Genomic DNA, 22,593 nt, shown 5'->3' on the forward strand with positions numbered 1-22,593 from the left:
TTGACATTTAATAGCTTTAGGACAATATCATCTCATCATGAAACTTACAGCACTTGAAATAAAACAACAGAGCTTCGAAAAATCTTTCCGCGGATACGACCAGGGCGAAGTGGACGCATTCCTGAACCTGATGTCCAATGAGTGGGAGCACCTGGTAGGCAAGAACCGCGAACTCGAAAAACGGATACAGGAACTTGAGGAGAAACTCAAGCACTACGAGCGCGTGGAAGAAGCCCTGCACGAAACCCTCCAGACCGCTAAGGAATCGGCCGAAACCAAGCTTTCGGGCGCGCGCAAGGAAGCCCGTAACAAAATAGAAAAAGCGGAGATGGAAGCCGAGTCCATCGTTCGGGAAGCCATCCAGCAGCGGCAACAGATCCGCCAGAACATCCTGCGCCTGCTCGATCGGCGCAAGGAAATTGTGGGAGGCATCCGGTCTTACCTGGAACTGGCCCAGGAGTCACTCGACCAGTTTGCAAGGGACGAAGCCGACCTGTTTGACATGCCGGCTGAAAGTGACGCCGATTTTGAGGAGCATTTCAAGAAACAGGTCCAAAACAGGAAACAGCAATTCTCTGAGGAGGATCAGGACACAGGCGAAGAAGCCCAAACGATCCCCCCGGGCGCCGAAGATGTTGACGATATCATTGATGAGCTGGATTAGGTGAACAGCCAAGAGGGCTGTAAACCGTTGTTTGGCCCTGTTTTCGGCCTGTTCTCATGTGCCAAAACCTCAATTGATGGACAAGCGGCGGACTCGAATCTACTCAGCCGTTGATCTCTGGAAACACCTCCGCTTTTAAAAAGTTTAACCTGACAACTAACCCGAATTTCTCACAAGTATTTCGGATAAGATCATGTCACTTTATGGATGACAATACCTTATCCCATTTTTTACTGCCAAATTATCATTACAGCCTGTAAAAGGCTGCGAAATTGGTGAGGTAATCCGGGCTAAAACCGACTTCTAACGGCTAACTGTCAGATCAAGTCGTGGCTATCATATTTAAAGCCCGCTTGTCGATATTTTCATGTAGATTTTCCTTTCTTTGAATTTTATATATTTCGCTAACTCAATTTTTTCTAACCGAAAAACTCTCTGCTTTCATGCCGCCAGATTCTGTCGAAGAATTCCGCTCCAAACGCGATGAAGCGCTCGCACATATCCAGCATAAAACCGATCTCCGTCCCAATTACCTGCTGATACTAGGAACAGGTCTCGGCAACCTGGCTGATGAAATTGAGGTGGAGATCCGTATCTCATACGCCGACATTCCCAACTTTCCCGTCTCCACGGTGGAAAGTCACGCCGGCCAGCTGCTCTTTGGCACCCTGGCCGGCAAAGAGGTGGTGGCCATGCAGGGACGCTTTCACTACTATGAGGGCTATTCGATGCAGCAGATCGTCTTTCCCCTGCGAGTACTCAAAGAAAATGGAGCCGACACCCTGCTGGTCAGCAATGCCTGCGGCGGGCTCAACCCCAATTACCGGCGGGGAGACATCATGCTGATCAACGACCATATCAACATGCTGGGTGACAATCCCCTTATCGGCCCCAATGACGATGAGCTTGGTCCCCGGTTCCCGGATATGAGCGAACCCTATACCGAACGGCTGCTTGAACTTGCCGAAACGGTAGCCCTTGAAAAGGGGATCAAGATGCACCAGGGCGTCTATCTTGCGCTGAGTGGACCAATGCTGGAAACCAGGGCCGAATACCGCTTTTTGCGGCTTATCGGGGCCGACGTGGTGGGAATGAGCACCGTACCCGAAGTGATAGCGGCCGTCCACATGGGGATGGATATCATGGGGATCTCCGTTATTACCGATGAATGTTTTCCCGACGCGCTCGAACCGGTCAATATTGAGGATGTCCTGGAGGCCGCCGGCATGGCAGAACCGAAACTCACCCAGGTTATCATGGGAGTGCTAAAACGGCTCTGAATATCCCTTCCGGGGCTGTTTTGGACCCTGAAGGCCGTGAGCATCAAACCTTAAAAAATTATAACTCCACTCCCACCAAAAAGGATACCAACAAAACGAGAAAAACGTTATTTTCCTGATGTATCTATCGACCAAAAGCAACAACTTCTGTTTTGATAGGAAAAATATACTAATACTAACCCATCCATCAGCCTTATGTTTACCGGAGGTTTCAACGACGATATTTGGGATGAGTATAAATGGGAAGCTCACCTGGATGAAATTGAGAAAAAGAGTGAGCAACTGCGCCGCTTCATAGCTCCTGATCCCGCAGGAAACACCCCGCGATGGGTCACTCTCCTGCAGGAAAACTCGGACGAGCTGGATGCGGTGGACGCATTTATTGAGGAAGAACTGCAGATTGAGGAAGCCTATTTCCCTGACGAGGATGATGAAGACTGGGATGAGGATCTGGAAGACGAAATGGACGACTTCTTCCTCGATAACGAATATGAGGATGAACTTTTTTTCGATGAGGAAGAGGACGACTTTGACTATGGGGAGGACTGGAAGGAACTGAGCAATGATTTTACGATGTCCGACAACGGCTCCATCGACACGCTCGAAATATACAATACAGCCCGCGGAATAGCCGCCTACATTCTGCAGTGGGCCGAGGGTGTGCACGGAAGATACCGTTCAGAAGAATACAACGATTTTGTAAGCAACGTCCTGAAAATCGGAGCTAAACTTGCCGGGGGCTACTCATTCGGATTTGAGCAGGATTTTCTCGGGGGTAATATCGCCTATACCAAAAAGGCGCTCCACTGCACCAATATGTCGCTGATCCTGCTCCAGGATCACTTGAAAGAGGCCCCCTATATCAAAAAAGAAGAATACGTACTGCTTCACGAACAGCTTTTTGAGCTGCGAAACGATATCGGTATTTACGTGCAGGAGCTGAGAGAACAGTTTTATCTGGGCCTGGAATAAAATGAAGTGATCAAATTTGTTGCAGGAGGCTTTGCAAGCCGCTTTTTTACCCAATTCCGCCATTCTTCTGAATCGGGTTTCTTCATTTATGGGGTTTTTGTAAGGATTGGCCCGAATGACGGTCTTACCAGTAGATGCGTGGCCAAAGCACATATCAGTTTCCCTTTGCAAAATATCCTGCTGTAAGAATTGCCCTGCTGTTTGCCGCGGGCATCACGGTCGATTACTATTTTAATCTCTCCCTTTCGCTCACCGTCGGACTGCTTGTTCCGGCTGTCGTGCTGCTGTTTGCTGTGGAATTCAAATCCACAGCAACCCTCAATCCGCTGTTTCACCAACTTTCTGTGGGGACCTACCTGCTGCTTGTTTTCCTGTTTGGCATGGCGTGGCATTCAATTCATGACAAGCTCGATCGTCCGGAGGCCGCCGATATACTGGAGGCGTATACCTGGGACCAGATCAGTGCAAAAGGCAGCGTATACAACATCAAACCCACCAGCACCGGCAAGCTCCAGGTGGACGTGGCCGTTGACACCACTTTGGTGGTTGACTCCCTTCGCTGGGTTGAATCGTACAATCTCCGGGCGGTGCTTGATCCCGAGACTGATCATATACCGGACCAACTGCAGCTGGGGTCCAGCATCAGGTTTTCGGCGACGGTCTATCCGCTGGAACAACCGAGAAATCCGCACCAATTCGATTACAAGGGATATCTGGAATCGCAGGGTATCTATACACAGGCGGGAATAGAGTCGATCGATTCTGTTCACAACCCGAAAACCCTGCTCAGCTGGCACCACCTGCGGCAGCTGGTGCTCGATCAGATTGAACAAAATTTTGATTCAACCTCACAATCTCTTGCCAAGGCGTTGCTCATCGGGTACAAAAATGAACTGGACCGGGCGGATAAAATAGCCTTCTCGCGGGCGGGCCTTTCCCACATCATGGCTGTATCCGGGCTGCACGTGGGATTTATTGTCGCTCCCTTCTGGCTGCTCATCCCCTGGTTCTGGACCCTGCGGTACGGAAAGGAGATCGGGCTGGCCCTGCTCCTGACTTTACTCTTTTTCTATGCGGGGCTAACCGGATTTTCCGCTTCTGTGTGCCGGGCCTCTCTCACTGTGGGGCTCATCACGTTTGGCAAGCTGTTCCACAAAGTGCGCGACTCGCTGAACCTGACGGCCGTTTCGGCGCTGATCCTGCTACTGGCAAATCCCGCCGACCTGTTTGCGCCCGGCTTCCAGCTATCCTTTTCTGCTGTCTGCATCATCTTGCTTACTGTTCCCGTCGTCGAGCGCTGGCTTCCCCACTGGGTTCGCTACCGGTGGTATGGCACGCCGGTTATGGTAGTTATCGTCTCCATCCTGGTGCAGGTGGGACTGTTCCCCTTGTTGACCTATCACTTTGGGGAATTTTCCCTGATCGGGCCCCTTGCCAACGGCGTGGTTGTTCCGTGGCTCGGATTTGTTGTACCGTATGCCCTTTTCCTGCTGCCGGTTGCAGCCGTTTTCCCTGCTGTCGGTCTACCGTTGAACGTCCCCAACCAATGGTTTTTAAATGAATTAAGCTGCTTTACCGAGTGGGCTTCCCGGCTGAACTGGAGCTGGATTCAGCTGCACGTCGAATCTCCGCTTGTTTTTGGCCTCTGGATAGCGGGCCTTTTTTTAATGGCGACCCTGCATATTTCGCGCCTGCGATGGAAAATACTCTCCATGCTCCTGCTTCTTTTAACCGTTCAGTCCGGCAGGCAGCTGGTCAAAAAAATCCAGCCGGCCAAACTAACGATCACCGTTTTTGATGTTGGCCAAGGAGATGCCACACTGGTGAGCACCCCGGGCGGCAGGCACTTCCTTATCGACACCGGTCGCTGGTCGCCCAGGTACAACAGTGCCAAATATGTTATCCTTCCCCACCTGAAGGCCGAGGGTATCGACAAGCTGGATGCCGTCTTTCTTACGCATCCGCACGCCGACCATATCGGGGGAATTAGTGAGCTGATAGAGCATGTAGCGATCGACACGATCTACAATTCGGGCTACGCCTACAGCTCCAACCTATATCAACAATATCACTCCCTGGCCAGGCGTCATTCAATACCGGTCAAAACAGTTAACGCCGGGCAGTCGATTGTGCTGGACCCCTCAGTACTCCTGCTGAGTTATGGCCCGATCGGCCGCAACTACGGCTCCGATCCCAACGATCACTCGCTGATCCTTGAGTTTATTTATGGGCAAACCGAATTCCTTTTTGTGGGGGACGCGGAACGGGGACAGGAACAGCGGCTCCTAAACCATTACGGGAATCTACTGGATACCGACTTCCTGAAGGCCGGTCACCACGGCAGCCGTACCAGCTCCTCTTCCCGGTTTCTGCGCGAGGCCACCCCCGATATTTCAGTCCTGTCACTGGCCAAATCGAATCGCTTTCAGCATCCCCATCCCGAAGCCGTGCGCCGGCTGCGTCGCTACAGTGGGAAAATGAAATTCACCAGTCTTCACAAAGCCCTGATCTTCAGCTCCGACGGAACAAGTATCCGCCAGATTCCCTGGTAAAATTGGTAGATTCCCCCTGATATCTTAACTTTGCCCTATTCTCATCAACCACTAGTCCCCATGTCTAAACATCTACATTCCTGGTTAAGCGATCGTGGTCAGCTGGTGCTCCTTGCCGGCGGCGTGCTGGCGCTGCTGTTCCTTATGTATCAGCTGGAACACCTCATCAACCCGTTGGGGTATGGCCTGGTTATCGGAATTATACTCTACCCGATACGCCAGCAGCCGGTTGCACGCGCCCTGCTTTATGCCACCGCCTTTTCAGCCGGCCTCTGGTTGATCTATGATTCAGGTCACCTGCTGGTACCCTTTATCGTGGCCTATATCATTGCCTTTATCATCAACCCGCTGGTGGAAAATCTTGAAAAGCGGCAGGTTCCGCGTGGGCTTATCGCCGGCCTCTTTACCTTTGGATGTCTTGGGTTGCTTACCGTCCTGTTCGTGCTCACCGTACCCACTGTACTGGATCAACTCTCAAAACTGGGCACCCTGTTAAACGAGGCCTCAACCAACACCGAAGCCTGGATCGAATCCACGGGACTGCTGGCCCTTTTTGATCGAATTGGCCTGGAAAGCACCACGCTGAAGCCGCAACTGGTCAACCAGATCAACTCCGTGGTTGAAGGGTTTTACCAGGACCTGACCGATCTTTCCTCCGGCTACCTGACGGGGGTCGGCAGTGCGGTTGCCGTGCTTTTCTTCATCATTTTGACCCCGTTCCTCTGCTTTTTTATGATCCGTGATTACCAGAAAATCGGAATTTTTGTGCGATCGCTGATCACCCCCACCGATGTCTCCACCGATTATACTACAGAGATAAGTCGCATCGTTGGCTCTTACCTGAGGGGACAGTTTATTGTTGTGTTGATCAGCAGCGTGAACCTGAGCCTGGGATTTTACCTGCTGGATGTGCCCTACGCGCTGGTCCTTGGCATTTTTTCCGGATTGACAAACTTCATCCCTACATTCGGACTTTGGTTCAGCGTTTCAATCTGTACGCTCGTGGGCGTCTCATTCGGCGATCCCTGGTTTCAATATCTCCCGGCGATATACATCGTATTTGGTGTGGAGCAGGTACTCGAGTCCGGGTTTATCGTTCCCCGCGTGGTGGGTAAGCATGTAGGACTGCATCCGCTGCTGGTGATGGTTTCGCTGCTGTTTTTTGGATTTATGCTGGGTGTTGTGGGGCTGCTGATCGCCGTGCCCACTGCCGCCCTGATATCGGTTTTTTACCAACAGTACCGCGAGACGAAGAAAATTTCATTTTTAAGTGGAAGTGAACTCGATTCATTTATCCAGCAATTCGACCGGGAAACCAAAAAGGAAGAGAAAAAAAAGAAAGAAAAAATGGAAAAAGAATTGGAATCAACTCGCTGAATCTGTTTTATTTATGAGTCTGTAGAGCTATCAACCTTTTATATTACGCGTAATTATGTCAAAAAAGGAACGGCTGAGTTTCGAAGAGGCTTTAACCAGGTTGGAAGAGATCGTCTCCAAGCTGGAGGACGAATCGGTTTCTCTTGAAGATTCAATAGAGTTGTACGAAGAGGGTATTACCCTCTCCAACATCTGCACAAAAACCCTTGAAGAGGCGGAACTGCGCATCGAAAAAGTGCATGAAGAGCACAATGAAAACAATCAATAATGATTGATTATGGATCAAGAAAAAATAGAACCCGGTCCCCTGCTCGGAACGGTAAATACGCCGGACGACCTGAAGAAACTGGAGCCCGGGCAGCTCGTTGAGCTCTGTGATGAGCTCCGGGATTTTATTATCGATTCCGTTTCTACCCACGGCGGACATTTTGGAGCCAGCCTGGGTGTTGTGGAGCTGACCGTTGCCCTTCACTATGTATTTAATACACCCGAAGATCGCATTGTATGGGATGTTGGGCACCAGGCCTACGGCCACAAAATTCTAACCGGCCGGCGAAATAAATTCCACACCAATCGCAAATACGGCGGGCTCTCCGGTTTTCCCAAACGGAGTGAAAGTGAATACGATGATTTTGGAGTCGGCCATTCGAGCACCTCTATTTCGGCGGCCCTGGGGATGGCGGTAGCGCGCGATCTCAGCCAAAAAGAGAACAACGTGGTCGCCCTGATCGGCGACGGGGCCATGACGGCCGGTCTGGCGTTTGAAGCGATGAATAACGCCGGGGCGCTCGACAAAGATATGCTGGTGATTCTGAACGACAACAACATGTCGATTGACCCCAACGTCGGCGCATTGAAAGAATATCTTACCGACATCACCACCAGCAAGACGTTTAACAAGATTCGTGACGAAATTTACGATCTGCTCGGTCACTTCAAGAAGGCCGGTGAACAGATGCGCAAAGCAGCGTCCAAACTGGAAAAAGCGATCACGGCCGCCATTACCCCCGGTGCCCTGTTTCAGGCTCTCGGTTTTAAATACTACGGTCCGGTGGACGGTCACAACGTAGATTCACTTCGCCGCCACCTCGAGGATCTCAAAGACATCCCGGGCCCCAAGCTGCTGCATGCCATAACGGTTAAGGGAAAGGGTTTTGCTCCTGCCGAACGCGAGCAAACCAAGTGGCACGCCCAGAGCAGTCCGTTTGATAAAATTACCGGTCAATCCCTGGCCCCTGAAAAGACGGGTCCGGAGATTCCCAAATATCAGCATATTTTCGGGGAGGCGGTTGTGGAGCTGGCCGAAAACGACGAGCGCATCGTGGGTATTACGCCCGCCATGCCGAGCGGCTCCAGCCTGTGGCCGCTGATGAACACCTTCCCCGACCGCGCTTTTGACGTGGGTATCGCCGAGCAGCACTCCATTACGTTTGCTGCGGGCCTGGCGACAGAAGGCAAAAAACCGTTTGCCGCCATCTATTCCACCTTCCTGCAGCGCGCCTATGACCAGGTCATTCACGACGTGGCGATCCAAAAGCTGCCGGTCGTGTTCTGTATCGACCGCGCCGGGCTGGTCGGAGCCGACGGTCCCACGCATCACGGGCTGTATGATATCTCCTACCTTCGGGCCGTGCCCAACATGGTGATCTCTTCTCCACTCAATGAACAGGAGCTGCGCGATATGATGTACACCGCCTCCAAATATGAGGAGGCCGCCTGGGCGATCCGATACCCGAGAGGGCGGGCGACCGGGATGAGCTATCGCAAAAACTTTCAGCCGATTGAGATCGGCAAGGGTCAGTGCCTCCGCGAGGGCGAAGATATCGCCTTTCTAAGCTTTGGTCCCATGGGCAATTACGTCATTGAAGTGGCTGACAAGCTGCAAACCGAGGGTATTAACATCGGTCACTATGACATGCGCTTTGCCAAGCCGCTGGACACGGATTTGATCGACGAAATTTGCCATTCCTACCAGCATATCATCACCATTGAAGATGGCACCAGGCTGGGCGGTTTCGGAAGTGCGGTAGCGGAGTACCTGGCTGACAAACCATACCACATTCCCACGACCATCATGGGCGTGCCGGATCGCATTGTGGAACATGGTACCCAGCAGGAGCTGCATCACGAGGTGGGACTTGACCCGGAGGGGATTGAAAAGAAAGTACGCGAAGTGCACAGCTCTCTTTCAGTAAAAGCCTGACTGTATTCTACGCTGGATGATTTGCTTAAATTTTAAGCCTTTTTGCAATCAGGAAGCGTTTTGAATTCCGACCATCAAAACGTTTTGAGCAATCTTCCCTAGATTTTGACAGATTGGTGCGTGGTTTTGAACTATTCAGGGCCTACCTGCCCAACGGAAACCAAGCCTTTTTTTTTCTCAATAATCCGGGTGACCGCTTGCAGATGCACACTGTGATTGAGCAAAAATCGGTTTGTTGGAAAGTGGTTGTACCACCGACCTAATTGGGAGCGGGAGTACAACTCTTTCACAACGACGAGCTGATAGATTTACAAAGGCCTCTCATTAAAACAACCTTATTACCTGCTTTTCCAAGAAGTCCCTCTCTAAATTGGCAACATGGTGTTTGCGCTTCCTAAAATTCATACCGTCTGATAAATAAAGTATCGGCAGTGAACTTTTTAAATTTTTTTGTAAGGAATTGCTTTTAAAAGTCTCTCTTAAGTAAACGCATATCAAAAAAGCCAATACCAGGGAGACCCATGTATTTGAAAGTAATATATGACAACTATTTAGAGGGAGAAGCTCTCCTGCATTTTTTAGACGAGAATGGATATAAGGTATCTATCGAAAAAAGGGGATTCAACCCCGGGAAACGATCCGATCAACATTTATATGTGATGGATGCCGTATCGGCTCGAAGATATATAAGTAGCAATAACAGGGATGTAACCCGTCATTTAAGAACAATAGTTGTAGGGAAATTAGAACAATTGTATATCCCGTTTACCAGCCGTTTTGACCGCGTGGCTTACGTCACAAAAATGGATTCTATTACCGAGATGCTGCACGGCATGAAAGCCTTTAAACAAAAAAAGATATATGTAAGCCAGAGGGTATTTGGATTCTTAAAAAGGAAGAGAGCAAACCAACAAGATGAATTGCTGGCGGCCAATGTGCAACAGCCCTTGACAAAGACAGAGCTGAAAATTTTACAGGAAATTAGCGAGAAAAAGACGACTCGCGAAATCGCCGGCGACTGGAACCGAAGCATCCATACCATTAACAACCACCGGAAAAATATAATCCGGAAACTGAATTTGGACGGGCCTCATGGGCTTGCGGTGTTTGCCGTCAGAGAGCAGGAAGCAATTCGAACACTGACAGTGTTAGACAGCAAGCAAAAAATCATTAAGAAATTAAAAAATGACTATCGGTAGCTATTTATTTTTTAACTCAATTTGATGTGATTACGTACAGGCCTCATCAAGGAGGTAAAGAAAACCTTAACAACTAAATAGATAGAGAGGATCTTATGGAAAACTTAAGCAGCGTTGGCGTAATAGAACTCAGTCAAGAGGAAATGATAAAGACTGATGGGGGACTCATTATGTTTAATGTAGAACTAATTCAGTGGGCTTATTCTGAATTCAAAAAAGGTGTACATGATGGGTACTACGATAAATAAAAAAACTAGCAAAAAAGGAGAATATTATGAATGATTTAAGAGAACTTACTTTACACGAATATTTGGAAATATCAGGAGGCAAACCGGATCTAAATACATCGCCCTTCTATGATGTTGGCTGGTACATAGGTGCGGCTATCCGTGAAGTTGAAAGCTGGTTTAAGTAAAAATAACCGGGAGCAGGCTCGTACTGCTCCCGGAAAATAATAAGTGACTGACATATGCCTTTAACAAAGAATTCGCCGTTAAGATCAGCCGTCTCTACGTTGGCAAAGTCTTCTAGCGTGTTCTTACTCTTGTTTACTACAATGATACTTGTACATGGTACAGTTTTACTTGTAGGGCTTTCTTTGACTCAAAACAAATTTAGTCCAGAACAATTATTTATTGAGCGTTTATATCCCATATTCCTGGCAGTAATTTTACTTTTTTGGACCAAGAAAACAAGACATGGTATTTATAAGCGCATAACTGAAGCAATTAAACTAAACAAACAGAACCTGAAGAGCTTTATTAAATACATACTGATATCTTTTTTTATTTTATACTCAATATTTTATTTATCAATATTATTTGGATATGCTAATTTTATAAGTTATGGATTTTATAATTTTGAAATATACAATATAGCCAAAATATATATATTGGTAGGATTATTAGGGAATCTGTTTGTTGCAATAGGTGAAGAAATAGTTTTTAGAGGTTTCTTGTTTAATTACATAAAAGGGATTTCAAGAAGCGAATATTTTAGTCTACTATTCACTTCACTTGTGTTCTCATTTCATATCTATCCGGATTTCCTGAATAATATAATTGTCTTTTTGGGAGGACTTGCGATGGGTTACTCCTATATCAAGTTTAAAAACTTATATATTGCTATCGGAATTCATTTTGCCTACGGATTTTTCAACCTTTCTATCGCATCAGAATTTTCCGGAGGACAGGAATTCCCTTATCTCATGAAATTTGATTATCCCATGATCGCCGATGGGGTTGGCGCCTGGGTCGATCTGTTCATAATAGTTGGAATGCTGGCTATTCTTGTCTTCCTTTTTTTCCACAACGTTCCCACCAAAGAAAAAACTCAAAAGCTATCTGATTTGAAAATGGAAGCGATGGAAAGTTAAATCGGGTTTAAAAGCACAGAATAATGCTGTTTCCTGAAGAAATCATCAAAGAGACCACACAATACCACTTCTGGCATCATTCAGTCCGATCGCAAATCATCTATTCATCCATGCTTTTTACGCTGGTCGGCATCCTCGCTCTATTACCCTTTATACACATGGATGTGAGTGTCAAAAGTCAGGGTATTATACGGCCTGAAGTGGAGCGAAAGGTGCTACTAAGCCCGGCATCCGGGAAAATTTCACACTTGGCCTTAAAAGAAAACAAGACCTTCGCTGAAGAGATGCTGGTAGCAAGAATAGCATCGCCCATTTTGGAGAAACGGCTGAACTACAATCGAACACGCCAGCTAGAAATCGAACAATTTATTCAAGACTTAACGTATTTGGTGCAATTGGATTCTGCACGGATTTTCAACCGGTATACAGGTTTTAAATCAGCTTTGTTCAAACGATCGCTGATTGCTTTTCAACAGAAACTGCAAAAGGCGGCAATTGAATGGCACAATGCCCGGAAAAGGCATAAGAGACAGCAGGCCCTGTATCATAAAGAGGCGATATCTGTTGCTAAACTGGAGGAGAGTGAGTTCGCTCTGGAAGTCGCTGCTAACAACTATCGCTTGATGTTTGATCAGCAGCTGGCTGAATGGGAAGCAAAGCTGATCCAGTACCAGCAGGAAAAAGATGAATTGAGAACCGAAGAGATTCAGTTGATGGACGAGCAGCGGGAGTTTGAAATACATATGCCGGTAACCGGAACCGTACAAAACCTGGCCGGAATTTCAGAGGGCAGCTATGTCCGGGTCAATCAGCAACTGGCAGAAATTTCTCCCGATACCGGCCTGGTGGCCGAATGTTATGTGTCTCCCCGGGAGATAGGGTTGCTAAAAGAGGGGATGATAGCCTATTTCCAGGTAGATGCTTTTGATTATAATCAATGGGGCATGCTGACGGGCAAAGTCATTGAGATTTCAAACGATGCGATTACAAATAATGATCAACCGTTTTTTCGGGTGCGTGCAGAACTGGATCGATCTTACCTGGAGCTTCCCAATGGATACAAAGGATATCTTAAAAAGGGGATGACCCTGCAGGCACGGTTCAAAGTAACGGAGCGGAGTCTGTTTCAGTTGCTGTATGACAATGTGGATGACTGGCTAAATCCTGTTACGGATGGAACCGAAAGGAATAACACATAAATGACAGATATCTCATGGAAGAAGAATTACAGTGTACTCAATATGGCAAAATCCTCCACCTCGTTCTAAAGGCAGGTACCATTGCTCCGCATTCCGGGTACATTTATGTTATTGCAAATACTGCAAAATCTCATTTGGGTAAAACGAACTTAAAAAAATTGAGTCCTACTTAAATGACCCTTAACCGGCATTTAAAGCTTTTTTTCAGGCTTTTAAAAAAGATTATTCTAAAACTATAGCCCGATATTAATTAAGGCTTGAGCGCCACTTGGGCAGAAACAGTATTACGGGGTACAAATCTGCCTCGAAAAATCGACAGAGCTATGAACAGGAGAAAAATCGAGATAAAACAGCACGATATTACCGATTGCGGGGCCGCCTGCCTTGCGTCGGTGGCCGCTCATTATAATTTGGAATTGCCTATTGCCCGCATCCGCCAGTATGCTTCCACGGATAAAAAGGGTACCAATGTGCTGGGTATGGTTGAGGCCGCGGAGGAGCTCGGGTTCGAGGCCAAGGGAGTTCGCGGAAACTTTGAAAGCCTGTTTAATATTCCCGTTCCGGCAATCGCTCATGTTGTAGTCAAAGATGTACTGCACCATTATGTGGTTATCTACAATACCACTGACAGCCATGTTGTGGTAATGGACCCCATGGACGGCAAGCTGCACAACATTCCTCACAAAGAATTCAGAAAACAGTGGACCGGAGTGCTTGTTTTATTAATGCCCGCTGAAAATTTTGAAGAAGGGAATGAAAAAATTTCGATTTCAAGGAGACTCTGGTTTCTCGTAAAGCCGCATAAAAAGGTGATGCTGCAGGCCCTTTTCGGAGCAGCGGTTTTTACAATTATCGGCCTCAGCACGGCCATATATGTGCAGCTAATTGTGGATCATGTCCTGCCGGGGGGAAATGAAAATCTGCTGAACTTACTCAGTTTGTCCATGATCGTTTTATTACTGCTTCAGATTTTTTTTGGAGCAACAAAAACGATCTTTACACTCAAAACCGGTCAACAAATTGATGCCCGTCTTATCCTGGGCTACTACAAACACCTGATCAAGCTGCCTCAGCGTTTTTTTGATTCCATGAGGACAGGAGAGATTATTTCCAGAATCAACGATGCCGTAAAGATCAGGACGTTTATTAACGATGTTTCCATCAATCTGGCGGTCAATATTTTTATTGTGCTATTCTCTTTTGGCCTGATGTTCACCTATTTCTGGAAACTGGGATTGGTGATGCTGGCAATTATTCCCGCTTACGGGCTTGTCTACTACATAACCAACAGGATTAACCGGCAGACCCAGCGCCAGCTCATGGAAAATGCCGCTGATCTGGAATCCCAGCTTGTGGAATCGTTGAACTCGATAAAAACCGTTAAACAGTTCGGGTTAGAAGAGTTTGCAAATATCAAAACTGAAACGCGATTTATCCGGCTTCTCAAAACTGTGTACCGTTCCGGCTTAAATTCGGTATTTTCCGGTAACGCTTCCAAGTTTGTTTCCAGGCTGTTTACTATCATCTTGCTCTGGGCAGGCGGATATTTTGTAATTCAACAAGTTATTACACCCGGTGAGCTACTCTCGTTTTATGCGGTTATAGGCTATTTCACCGGACCTGTTGATGAGCTTATCGGAATGAACAAAACCATCCAGGATGCTATGATTGCTGCCGACCGATTGTTTGAAATCATGGACCTGGAAAAAGAGAAGGATGGACGGCAGGTTCAATTAAAACCTGAGTTGATCGGGGATATACAATTTCAGGACGTCACCTTTCGCTATGGCTCTCGCGCCATGGTATTTGAAAATCTGAATCTAACCATTCCAAAAGGAAAAATAACAGCTTTTGTGGGTGAAAGCGGATCGGGAAAGACAACCATCATCAACATCCTGCAAAAACTTTACCCTTTGCGGGAGGGACGGGTGCTCATCGGGGATTTAAACCTGGAATATATTGATAACAGAAGCCTTAGAGACAATATCTCCGTTGTACCTCAGCAGATTGATCTATTTGCAGGAAATGTAATTGACAATATTGCAGTTGGTGTGTTCGATCCGGATATGGAGAAAATCATTGCCATTTGTAAAAAACTGGGTATTATCAACTTTATAGAAAACCTGCCGGCCGGATTTGAAACATACCTTGGCGAAAACGGCGCCACGTTGTCCGGCGGACAGAAGCAGCGTATCGCCATCGCCCGGGCTCTTTATAAAAATCCAGAAATTTTGATTCTTGATGAAGCCACTTCTTCTCTCGACTCATCTTCCGAGCAGCATGTACAGCATACCGTCGATATGCTGATCGACCAGGGAAAGACGGTCATTGTAATTGCCCACCAGTTGGGTTCCGTGATTCAGGCTGACAAAATTTGCGTGTTGAAACAGGGCAACCTCATCGAGGAGGGAACCCACAGGGAGCTGATGGAAAACAGGGGATCATATTACAAACTGTGGAAAAAACAGATGCCGGTATTGAAGGACAAGCCAATTGCGAATTGGTGATTTGAAACCTGATAACAATCCACTTTTACATGAACACAACAAAGATTTTAAAAAAACACCGATGGAAAGTCTCTTGATGGGGGACCTCTAACATAGAGAATAACATCCCTCCCGCCTTCGGCGGCGCTCCCCTCCAGGGGACAGGGGAGATTAAAGCCATGCCCCAAGAAATTAAGAAACAATGTTAAAGCTGGAAATTATTTCGAACATACATTAAATCATGAACTCTGCACGCTTCCCGAGCGCTTCCTGTAACCGTTGCTGGTACTCCCGGTTAGAAATTTCAATGCATCCGAACCGGGCCAGGTGTTCGGTCCAAAACTGGGTGTCCCAAAGTTCAAATCCACCCTGCACCAGTGCTTTGTGGCAGTAATACAAAGCCACTTTCGATGCCTCTTTCGCCTCGTCCCGCTCAAACATCGATTCCCCAAAAAAGGCCGCACCCAGCGAAACACCATATTGTCCCCCGACCAGGTTCCCGTCGTGATCAAACACATCCACCGAATGGGCATGGCCCAGCTCATGGAGCCGGCAGTACGAGTCAATGATCTCATCCGAAATCCAGGTCGATTGCCGGTCGGCGCAGCCCTCCATCACTTCGCGAAAAGCGGAGTCAATACGCACTTGGTAATGGTCGTTTCGAATTATACGCCGCACGTTTGATGACACCCTGAAATTATCCAGCGGTATAATACCCCGGCGGCTGGCCGTGTACCACTTGGCATCGGTATCGTAACGGGAATCGGCCATCGGAAACACCCCGCGGGCGTAGCCCGAAAGCAATACGTCTGGTTCAATCATTCCGGTATTTGTTGATTTGAATACTGCAAGAAAGCTTTGAAAAACCTTCAACTCCTCGTTCTGAGGGAGTAGTACTCCCGTTTAGAAGGTCAATAAGGTCGGTGGTACCCACTCACCACCTCAATCACCTCCCAACACAATAGTAGGTTGTGCAAAGGTCCCAACTGCAAAATAGCCTGTTTCGGTTGCATCGCAAAGCCCCGCAAAGTAGCACACAGTGTTAAAGGAACACCTGTCTTCGTATAACGCCGTGTTTTAACTCCAGATAACCAAGGTGGCGTATGAAACGCACTTCAAATTAAATCTATTTATCCTTATTGTGGGTACGAAATACGCAATGGGGAATTTTTAATCGCACAAAAAAACGGGACTATACTGTGAACGGAATCTGGTTGGCGACAGCAGCACTGTTTATCTTCATTTTGGGGTATCGTTTTTACTCTAAATTCATAGCCGAAAAAATTTATCAGCTCGATCCCACGCTGACCACACCGGCCCATGAGCGCGAGGACGGAGTCGATTTTGTTCCAACGAACAAGTGGGTGGTACTGGGCCACCATTTCACTTCCGTGGCGGGAGCTGCCCCCATCGTGGGACCCGCCATCGCCATTTACTGGGGCTGGCTTCCGGCAATTTTGTGGGTGGCGCTGGGTACCGTCTTTGCCGCTGGCGTCCACGATTTTGGGACACTCGTGCTCTCTGTCCGCCACAAAGGGCGCTCCATCGGCACGCTGGCAAGTGAGCTGATCGGCGAACGAGGGCGCATCCTGTTCCTGTTTATCATCCTCATACTTGTGCTTATGGTTAACGCGGTGTTTGCGTGGGTGATCTCCAACCTGTTTATCTCCTTTCCCGCCAGCGTGGTCTCCATTTTTCTACAGATACCGCTGGCGGTGGGAATCGGGTATTATACCTACCAAAAAGAGCGCAATATGCTGATCCCCTCCATTATCGTGCTGGCAGTCATGTACTTCTCCGCCATCCTGGCAACCTACGTGCCCGCGCTTCAAATCGACCTGGTTCGCTATTTCGGCGGAGAAGAAGCTACGGTGCTATTCGGACTCAACGGCGTTTCGATGTCGTTCCTGGTCTGGATCGTCGTACTGATGATTTATGTATACATCGCATCGGTATTGCCGGTCTGGAAATTGTTGCAGCCCCGCGATTTTATTAATGCCGAACAACTTATCCTGGGATTGGCGATCCTCTATCTGGGGCTTTTCTTTATCTCTCCCGACGTTACCGCCCCCTGGTCCAACCCGGCGACCGAGGATGTAAGCTGGTTCCCCCTGCTCTTTATCACCATCGCCTGCGGGGCGGTATCCGGCTTTCACGGGCTGGTCTCATCCGGCACTACCTCCAAGCAACTCGACAAAGACACCGACGCCCGGTTTGTGGGATACCTGGGAGCGGTCGGGGAAGGTGCCCTGGCCGTTATTACCATTGTTGCCATCGCCACGTTCTTCAACACCAGCGAGGGCTTTCACGCTACCTATTCCTCATTTTCCGCCGCCGGGGCCAACGGGCTCAACGCTTTTATCCAGGGCGCCGGGGAGCTGGCAACAGGACTCCTCATCCCCGCTGAAGCCGCACGGACCATCATTGCCGTAATTGTCATCAGCTTTGCAGCCACCACGCTCGACACTTCTGTGCGACTGATGCGGTATATTATTTCAGAGCTCGGGGAGGTCTACCAGGTAAAATCTCTCACTCGTATTCATGTGGCCACCTCTATTGCTGTACTCTCAAGCGCGGCCCTGGTGCTGCTGCCGGAGGGGCCCCGCGGACTTGGTTCCGGAGGGTACTTGCTGTGGCCGCTCTTTGGGACCTCCAACCAGCTGTTGGCGGGCATCAGTTTCCTGTTAATCTCAATCTGGTTGAAAAACAAAGGGCGACCGGTAATCTATACGGTGGTGCCCATGATCTTCCTGCTGTTTATGACCCTCTGGGCGATGATTCAGCAGGTGGTCTTTGAATGGTCGGGGCTCGGCGAAGCGGATGCCAACATGTTACTATTTATCCTGGGGGCCGTTATCCTGGGATTTACCTTGTGGATCCTGCTGGAATCAGTGAGTTTGCTCATAAAAAAAGACGAGCAAAAAACCTAGACAGAACGACCATCAAACCCGACATATAACGGCAGCGAAACATACGCTGGACTTACATTGTATATTCTGCGAAGGTCCCTTTGCGAAAAATATTAGCTCAATGTACCTGACCCGGACATAACCTGAACCTTACTCCCCCTCTTCATCCCCGTACAGCTCCGTCAGCCCATTAATCATCTCTTCGGAGATGCCGGCCGTCACAAAACCACCGTCATGGTACAGGTTCTGCATGGTCACCTTGCGGGTCAGGTCGGAAAACAGCGTCACGCAGTAGTCGGCGCATTCGTCCGCACTCGGGTTGCCCAGCGGTGCAATCTTATCGGCAAAGGTGTACATGGCGTCAAACCCCTTGATGCCGCCCCCCGCTGATGTTTTTGTGGGAGCCTGTGATATGGTATTGACCCGGATGCCGCGGTCGGCCAGCCGGCTGCCGTAATTGCGGGCAATGCTTTCCAGCAGCGCCTTGGCATCGTTCATGTCAGAATATTTCGAAAAAATGCGTTGCGCCCCGATGTAGGAAAGGGCCACTACGCTGGCCCCGTCATTCAGGATGCCCGCGTCGTTGGCATAACGCAAAATCTTGTGCAGGGAGATGGCGGAGATATCCAGCGTCTGCTGCATCCAGTGGTAGTTAAGTTCTTTGTACTCCTTTTTTTTGCGGATATTGGGGGACATCCCGATAGCGTGAAGCATAAAATCGATACCGCCATATTCCTCCTTGACATTCTCCATCAGCTCTTCAATCTCGTCCTCGTTTGTCACATCACACGGGTAGATGGAGGATCCGGTCTGCTCTGAAAGTTCATCCAGATCGCCAAACCGCAGGGCCACCGGGGCATTGCTCAGTACAAACTCACCACCTTCACGGTTACAGGCCAATGCAATGCGCCACGCAATACTGCGCTCATCCAGCGCGCCGAAAATCAATCCCTTTTTGCCTTCCAGCAATCCATAACTTTTCTGTTCCGCCATATGCTTGTATCCTTATCTGATATCTTACCGTTTGTTTTTCGTGGTCGAAAATAACAAAAGAAATCGATCAAATCCCAAGATAAGGACGTTTGACACACCAACAGCCTGACAGGCAAGTTAAAGCCCTTTACCAATGAATCCCTTGCTTCCATCGTATTCCGGTGATCTACACATGGCATTCTCTCATTCGGTACCGAAATCAGGCAACAATTAATTCTGTTGATAATAGCTTGCATTGTCCTTATTTTGCGGAACTTTGTACCGCGGATTTGAGCGGGATTAACAATAAATTACTGTACCTACAGAACATCTTACATCTATTATGTTTGAAGATCTTTCGTCAAAACTGGATAAAGCGGTTCAGTCCATTAAGGGCGAAGCGAAGATTACCGATGTCAACATTGCAGAAACGGTACGGGAGATCCGTCGCGCGCTGCTCGATGCCGACGTAAACTATGAGGTGGCCCGGGAGTTTACCGACAAGGTAAAAGAGCGGGCGATGGGCGAAGATGTCTTGACTGCGGTGAATCCCGGTCAGCAGTTCACCAAGATTGTCCATGATGAACTGGTCGGCATACTCGGGCAGGATCGTGTGGATATCAGCGTTGCACACACCCCCCCGACCGTTATCCTGATCGCCGGCCTGCAGGGCTCTGGTAAAACCACATTTTCGGCCAAGCTGGCCCGTTACCTGAAAAGGGAGAACAACCGGAACCCGATCCTTGCGGCTGCGGATGTCTACCGTCCGGCAGCGATCGACCAGCTGAAAACACTGGCTGAACAGATTGACGTGCCGGTGTACTCCATCGGGCAAAAAGATGCCGTCCGCGTGGCCAGAGAGGCAGTATCGATGGCCAAAAGCCTGGCGCTGGATACCGTCATCATCGATACGGCGGGCCGCATGCACGTGGATGAAAAGATGATGGATGAGGTCGCTGAAATCAAAGCAGCGGTTGAACCCGATGAAACCCTCTTTATCGTCGACTCGATGACGGGCCAGGATGCGGTAAATACCGCCAAGGAATTTAATGAAACCATCAATTATGATGGCGTGGTGCTGACCAAGCTCGACGGTGACACCCGTGGCGGGGCGGCCCTTTCAATTAAAAATGTGGTTCAGAAACCGATCAAATTTGTGAGCACCGGCGAAACGCTGGATGCCCTCGCCCCGTTCTATCCCGACCGGATGGCGCAGCGAATTCTCGGCATGGGGGATGTGGTCTCTCTTGTGGAGAAGGCACAAAAAGAATTTGATGAGGAAGAAGCCCAGAAGCTGCAAAAAAAGATCAAGTCTGACGATTTTAACCTGGAGGATTTCCGGGAGCAGCTCAAGCAGATTCAAAATATGGGGAGCATCACGGACCTGGTGGGCATGATCCCCGGGGCCAGCCAGGCCTTGCAAGACGAAGAGTTGGACGAAGAGGCGTTCAAGCCGATAGAGGCGATCATCAACTCGATGACTCCCGAAGAACGGAGAAACCCCGACCTGCTGAACGCCAGCCGCCGAAGAAGAATCGCCAAAGGGTCGGGCACGAAAGTGCGGGATATTAACGACTTGATGAAACAGTTCAACCAGATGAAGAAAATGATGAAGAAATTCTCCGGCATGGGGTCTATCAGCAAGCTGATGGGCGGAATGAAAAACATGCCGTTTGGACGATAGGTGTGGATTGTTGAATTATTGAATTGTTGAGTGATTTTTTTGAATTCACATTCAGATTTAAAAACTGTGTTAACGGTGGTCTTTCTGTTCTGTAGCCGAACGGATTGACGACCTTGATTACTATTGCGCAAGATTCCGACGTCATCCTCATTAAACCGAATTATTAAACTAAAACACCACAGGAGTAACTCACATTGTTAAGAATAAGATTACAGCGAAGAGGCCGTAAAAAGCGTCCCATCTATCACGTTGTGGTAGCCGACAGCCGCGCACCCCGTGACGGACGTATTATAGAAGACCTGGGACGGTTTTATAACCTTTCCACATTAAACAAGCTGGAACTTGACAAGGATCGCGCAATTCACTGGCTTAAACAGGGAGCACAGCCCAGCGACACGGTTCGCTCCATCCTGAAAAAACAGGGCCTGATGTACAAGATGCACCTGATCCGCTGGGGCAAGTCGGAAGAGGAGATTGAGGCCGCCATGGAAGAATGGCGCGAACAGCGGGCCGAAAAAGAGGAGGAAAAAGAGCCCTCCAAAAAGGAAAAGCGGCGCGCCCTGCTCGAAGCCGAAGAAAAAGAGTACCAAAAACAGCTTCAGAAAAAGGCGGAAGAGGCAGCCAAAGAGAAGGCCAAACAGGAAGCCCTTGCCTCCGATGAAGACGAGGAGGAAGAAACCAAGGCGGAAGAAGCAACTTCAGAAGAACAAAGTGAACCTGAAGAATCAGCCGAAACCGAAGAGATTGAAGCCGAAGCTGCTGAAGAAGCAGTAGAGGAGACTGAGGTTGAAGAACCCGAACCTGATGCAGAAGCAGAGGAAAAAGAAGAAGCTGCTGCAGAAGAGGAACCACAAGACGAGGCCGAAACATCCGATGTTGAAGAAGAGGATGACTCGGAAGAAGAGGTGGAGGAAGAAACAAAAGCGGAAGCCGAGACCGAGTCTGATGACACCCCTTCTGAGGATGATGATTCCGATGATGAAGAGGCCAAAGTTTCGACCGACATGCTGGCCCAGGAAGCGATTGATCACATTGAAAATACTCCGCTCGAAGAGCTGGAGGGTTTTGTCACTGAAGATGAAGATCGCGTAACCGTTCAGCGCGCCTGGGAAGAGAAACAGGAAGAAGGCTAATTCAAACGTGTGTACTAGCATCACAGGTGTAGTGCATCAATGCCATGCTGGAACCTATTGAAAACCAGTACCTGTTGATTGGCCGCATAAACCGGTCTCATGGAGTCCACGGGGAGGTGCTAATCATCTCGGACGTGCCGGCTCCCACGCTTTTTGATGAAATCAACCTGGTACACCTGCAAAACAGCAGGGGGGATTTGATCCCCGCACGCATCGAATCGGCGCGGGCGGAGGAAAAGCAGAACCGGCTCTCGTTCTTTGTACAATTTGAACACGTCACCGATCGGAATGAAGCGGAACAGCTCAAAAATTCCGCGGTGTACGTAAATCGTGATGCGGCCGAACCGCTCATCGATTCATCCGAAGTGCCGGCAGATTACTCCGGCTTCCAGGTGTATGACGAAAAGGGTCAGCACCTCGGGCAGGTGGATCTGACGATCGACAATCCGGCGCACCCGATCCTGCAGGTTGCCACTACGGATGGCCGGCAGCTGCTTATTCCCTGTGTGGATGAATATATCCGCGCGTTTGATGAAGAGAATCAAAAAGTTGAATGCAAAAACCTGGATCAACTGGAGGGCTTGTAAA

At 48.8% G+C, this 22,593-nt stretch carries 18 protein-coding genes; 16 read left to right on the plus strand and 2 right to left on the minus strand.

Going from position 1 to position 22,593, the window contains the following annotated elements:
- Positions 1 to 37 precede the first annotated feature (37 nt).
- The 12 genes from ACG2F4_RS01365 (at position 38) to ACG2F4_RS01420 (ending at position 15,328) form a co-directional block, all read left to right on the plus strand.
- On the plus strand, positions 38 to 664 hold the full coding sequence (locus ACG2F4_RS01365) for a DivIVA domain-containing protein (protein WP_395257524.1): 627 nt from the start codon (positions 38 to 40) through the stop codon (positions 662 to 664).
- A 443-nt stretch (positions 665 to 1,107) separates the two neighbouring features.
- Positions 1,108 to 1,944: a purine-nucleoside phosphorylase gene (locus tag ACG2F4_RS01370; protein WP_395257526.1), complete on the plus strand. Its 837-nt coding sequence runs from the start codon at positions 1,108 to 1,110 to the stop codon at positions 1,942 to 1,944.
- Between the two features lie 195 nt (positions 1,945 to 2,139).
- Positions 2,140 to 2,916 (plus strand): hypothetical protein, encoded by a 777-nt coding sequence (locus ACG2F4_RS01375; RefSeq protein WP_395257527.1) that lies wholly within the window; start codon positions 2,140 to 2,142, stop codon positions 2,914 to 2,916.
- A gap of 134 nt (positions 2,917 to 3,050) precedes the next feature.
- On the plus strand, positions 3,051 to 5,468 hold the full coding sequence (locus ACG2F4_RS01380) for a DNA internalization-related competence protein ComEC/Rec2 (RefSeq protein ID WP_395257529.1): 2,418 nt from the start codon (positions 3,051 to 3,053) through the stop codon (positions 5,466 to 5,468).
- A 60-nt stretch (positions 5,469 to 5,528) separates the two neighbouring features.
- A complete protein-coding gene (locus ACG2F4_RS01385) occupies positions 5,529 to 6,845 on the plus strand; it encodes an AI-2E family transporter (protein ID WP_395257531.1) in 1,317 nt (438 codons plus the stop codon).
- 55 nt (positions 6,846 to 6,900) lie between these two features.
- Positions 6,901 to 7,113 (plus strand): exodeoxyribonuclease VII small subunit, encoded by a 213-nt coding sequence (gene xseB, locus ACG2F4_RS01390; protein WP_395257533.1) that lies wholly within the window; start codon positions 6,901 to 6,903, stop codon positions 7,111 to 7,113.
- A 9-nt stretch (positions 7,114 to 7,122) separates the two neighbouring features.
- Positions 7,123 to 9,048 carry a 1-deoxy-D-xylulose-5-phosphate synthase gene (gene dxs / locus ACG2F4_RS01395; RefSeq protein WP_395257535.1) on the plus strand — a complete coding sequence of 642 codons (1,926 nt, stop codon included), beginning with the start codon at positions 7,123 to 7,125 and terminating at the stop codon, positions 9,046 to 9,048.
- A gap of 521 nt (positions 9,049 to 9,569) precedes the next feature.
- Positions 9,570 to 10,247: a response regulator transcription factor gene (locus tag ACG2F4_RS01400; RefSeq protein ID WP_395257537.1), complete on the plus strand. Its 678-nt coding sequence runs from the start codon at positions 9,570 to 9,572 to the stop codon at positions 10,245 to 10,247.
- Positions 10,248 to 10,521: 274 nt separating this feature from the next.
- Positions 10,522 to 10,662, plus strand: coding sequence for a hypothetical protein (locus ACG2F4_RS01405; protein ID WP_395257539.1), 141 nt, complete (start codon positions 10,522 to 10,524; stop codon positions 10,660 to 10,662).
- Between the two features lie 141 nt (positions 10,663 to 10,803).
- Complete coding sequence (locus tag ACG2F4_RS01410) at positions 10,804 to 11,622, plus strand: CPBP family intramembrane glutamic endopeptidase (protein ID WP_395257541.1); 819 nt, start codon at positions 10,804 to 10,806, stop codon at positions 11,620 to 11,622.
- Positions 11,623 to 11,645: 23 nt separating this feature from the next.
- Positions 11,646 to 12,821 carry an HlyD family secretion protein gene (locus ACG2F4_RS01415; RefSeq protein ID WP_395257543.1) on the plus strand — a complete coding sequence of 392 codons (1,176 nt, stop codon included), beginning with the start codon at positions 11,646 to 11,648 and terminating at the stop codon, positions 12,819 to 12,821.
- A 323-nt stretch (positions 12,822 to 13,144) separates the two neighbouring features.
- Complete coding sequence (locus ACG2F4_RS01420) at positions 13,145 to 15,328, plus strand: peptidase domain-containing ABC transporter (protein WP_395257545.1); 2,184 nt, start codon at positions 13,145 to 13,147, stop codon at positions 15,326 to 15,328.
- A 213-nt stretch (positions 15,329 to 15,541) separates the two neighbouring features.
- Here the strand turns inward: ACG2F4_RS01420 and aat are convergent, their stop codons facing one another.
- Positions 15,542 to 16,129: a leucyl/phenylalanyl-tRNA--protein transferase gene (gene aat / locus ACG2F4_RS01425; protein WP_395257547.1), complete on the minus strand. Its 588-nt coding sequence runs from the start codon at positions 16,127 to 16,129 to the stop codon at positions 15,542 to 15,544.
- Between the two features lie 377 nt (positions 16,130 to 16,506).
- Between aat and ACG2F4_RS01430 the strand changes: the two genes are divergently transcribed.
- Complete coding sequence (locus ACG2F4_RS01430; RefSeq protein WP_395257549.1) at positions 16,507 to 18,237, plus strand: carbon starvation protein A; 1,731 nt, start codon at positions 16,507 to 16,509, stop codon at positions 18,235 to 18,237.
- Positions 18,238 to 18,366: 129 nt separating this feature from the next.
- Here the strand turns inward: ACG2F4_RS01430 and ACG2F4_RS01435 are convergent, their stop codons facing one another.
- Positions 18,367 to 19,209 (minus strand): enoyl-ACP reductase, encoded by an 843-nt coding sequence (locus ACG2F4_RS01435; RefSeq protein ID WP_395257551.1) that lies wholly within the window; start codon positions 19,207 to 19,209, stop codon positions 18,367 to 18,369.
- A gap of 322 nt (positions 19,210 to 19,531) precedes the next feature.
- On the opposite strand from ACG2F4_RS01435, the gene ffh reads away from it, so the two are divergent.
- The 3 genes from ffh (at position 19,532) to rimM (ending at position 22,592) form a co-directional block, all read left to right on the plus strand.
- Complete coding sequence (gene ffh / locus ACG2F4_RS01440; RefSeq protein ID WP_395257553.1) at positions 19,532 to 20,872, plus strand: signal recognition particle protein; 1,341 nt, start codon at positions 19,532 to 19,534, stop codon at positions 20,870 to 20,872.
- Between the two features lie 194 nt (positions 20,873 to 21,066).
- Positions 21,067 to 22,005: a 30S ribosomal protein S16 gene (gene rpsP / locus ACG2F4_RS01445; protein WP_395257555.1), complete on the plus strand. Its 939-nt coding sequence runs from the start codon at positions 21,067 to 21,069 to the stop codon at positions 22,003 to 22,005.
- A 44-nt stretch (positions 22,006 to 22,049) separates the two neighbouring features.
- Positions 22,050 to 22,592 (plus strand): ribosome maturation factor RimM, encoded by a 543-nt coding sequence (gene rimM / locus ACG2F4_RS01450; protein WP_395257557.1) that lies wholly within the window; start codon positions 22,050 to 22,052, stop codon positions 22,590 to 22,592.
- Position 22,593: the final 1 nt, after the last annotated feature.

The organism is Halalkalibaculum sp. DA3122, assembly GCF_043951865.1.
GTDB lineage: Bacteria > Bacteroidota > Rhodothermia > Balneolales > Balneolaceae > JAMQKA01.

Excerpts from the sequence above, each read along its gene's own strand:
- ACG2F4_RS01365 (WP_395257524.1), top strand. The coding sequence starts at position 38 with ATGAAACTTACAGCACTTGAAATAAAACAACAGAGCTTCGAAAAATCT.
- ACG2F4_RS01370 (WP_395257526.1), top strand. The coding sequence starts at position 1,108 with ATGCCGCCAGATTCTGTCGAAGAATTCCGCTCCAAACGCGATGAAGCG.
- ACG2F4_RS01375 (WP_395257527.1), top strand. The coding sequence starts at position 2,140 with ATGTTTACCGGAGGTTTCAACGACGATATTTGGGATGAGTATAAATGG.
- ACG2F4_RS01380 (WP_395257529.1), top strand. The coding sequence starts at position 3,051 with ATGCGTGGCCAAAGCACATATCAGTTTCCCTTTGCAAAATATCCTGCT.
- ACG2F4_RS01385 (WP_395257531.1), top strand. The coding sequence starts at position 5,529 with ATGTCTAAACATCTACATTCCTGGTTAAGCGATCGTGGTCAGCTGGTG.
- xseB (WP_395257533.1), top strand. The coding sequence starts at position 6,901 with ATGTCAAAAAAGGAACGGCTGAGTTTCGAAGAGGCTTTAACCAGGTTG.
- dxs (WP_395257535.1), top strand. The coding sequence starts at position 7,123 with ATGGATCAAGAAAAAATAGAACCCGGTCCCCTGCTCGGAACGGTAAAT.
- ACG2F4_RS01400 (WP_395257537.1), top strand. The coding sequence starts at position 9,570 with ATGTATTTGAAAGTAATATATGACAACTATTTAGAGGGAGAAGCTCTC.
- ACG2F4_RS01405 (WP_395257539.1), top strand. The coding sequence starts at position 10,522 with ATGAATGATTTAAGAGAACTTACTTTACACGAATATTTGGAAATATCA.
- ACG2F4_RS01410 (WP_395257541.1), top strand. The coding sequence starts at position 10,804 with ATGATACTTGTACATGGTACAGTTTTACTTGTAGGGCTTTCTTTGACT.
- ACG2F4_RS01415 (WP_395257543.1), top strand. The coding sequence starts at position 11,646 with ATGCTGTTTCCTGAAGAAATCATCAAAGAGACCACACAATACCACTTC.
- ACG2F4_RS01420 (WP_395257545.1), top strand. The coding sequence starts at position 13,145 with ATGAACAGGAGAAAAATCGAGATAAAACAGCACGATATTACCGATTGC.
- aat (WP_395257547.1), bottom strand. The coding sequence starts at position 16,129 with ATGATTGAACCAGACGTATTGCTTTCGGGCTACGCCCGCGGGGTGTTT.
- ACG2F4_RS01435 (WP_395257551.1), bottom strand. The coding sequence starts at position 19,209 with ATGGCGGAACAGAAAAGTTATGGATTGCTGGAAGGCAAAAAGGGATTG.
- ffh (WP_395257553.1), top strand. The coding sequence starts at position 19,532 with ATGTTTGAAGATCTTTCGTCAAAACTGGATAAAGCGGTTCAGTCCATT.
- rimM (WP_395257557.1), top strand. The coding sequence starts at position 22,050 with ATGCTGGAACCTATTGAAAACCAGTACCTGTTGATTGGCCGCATAAAC.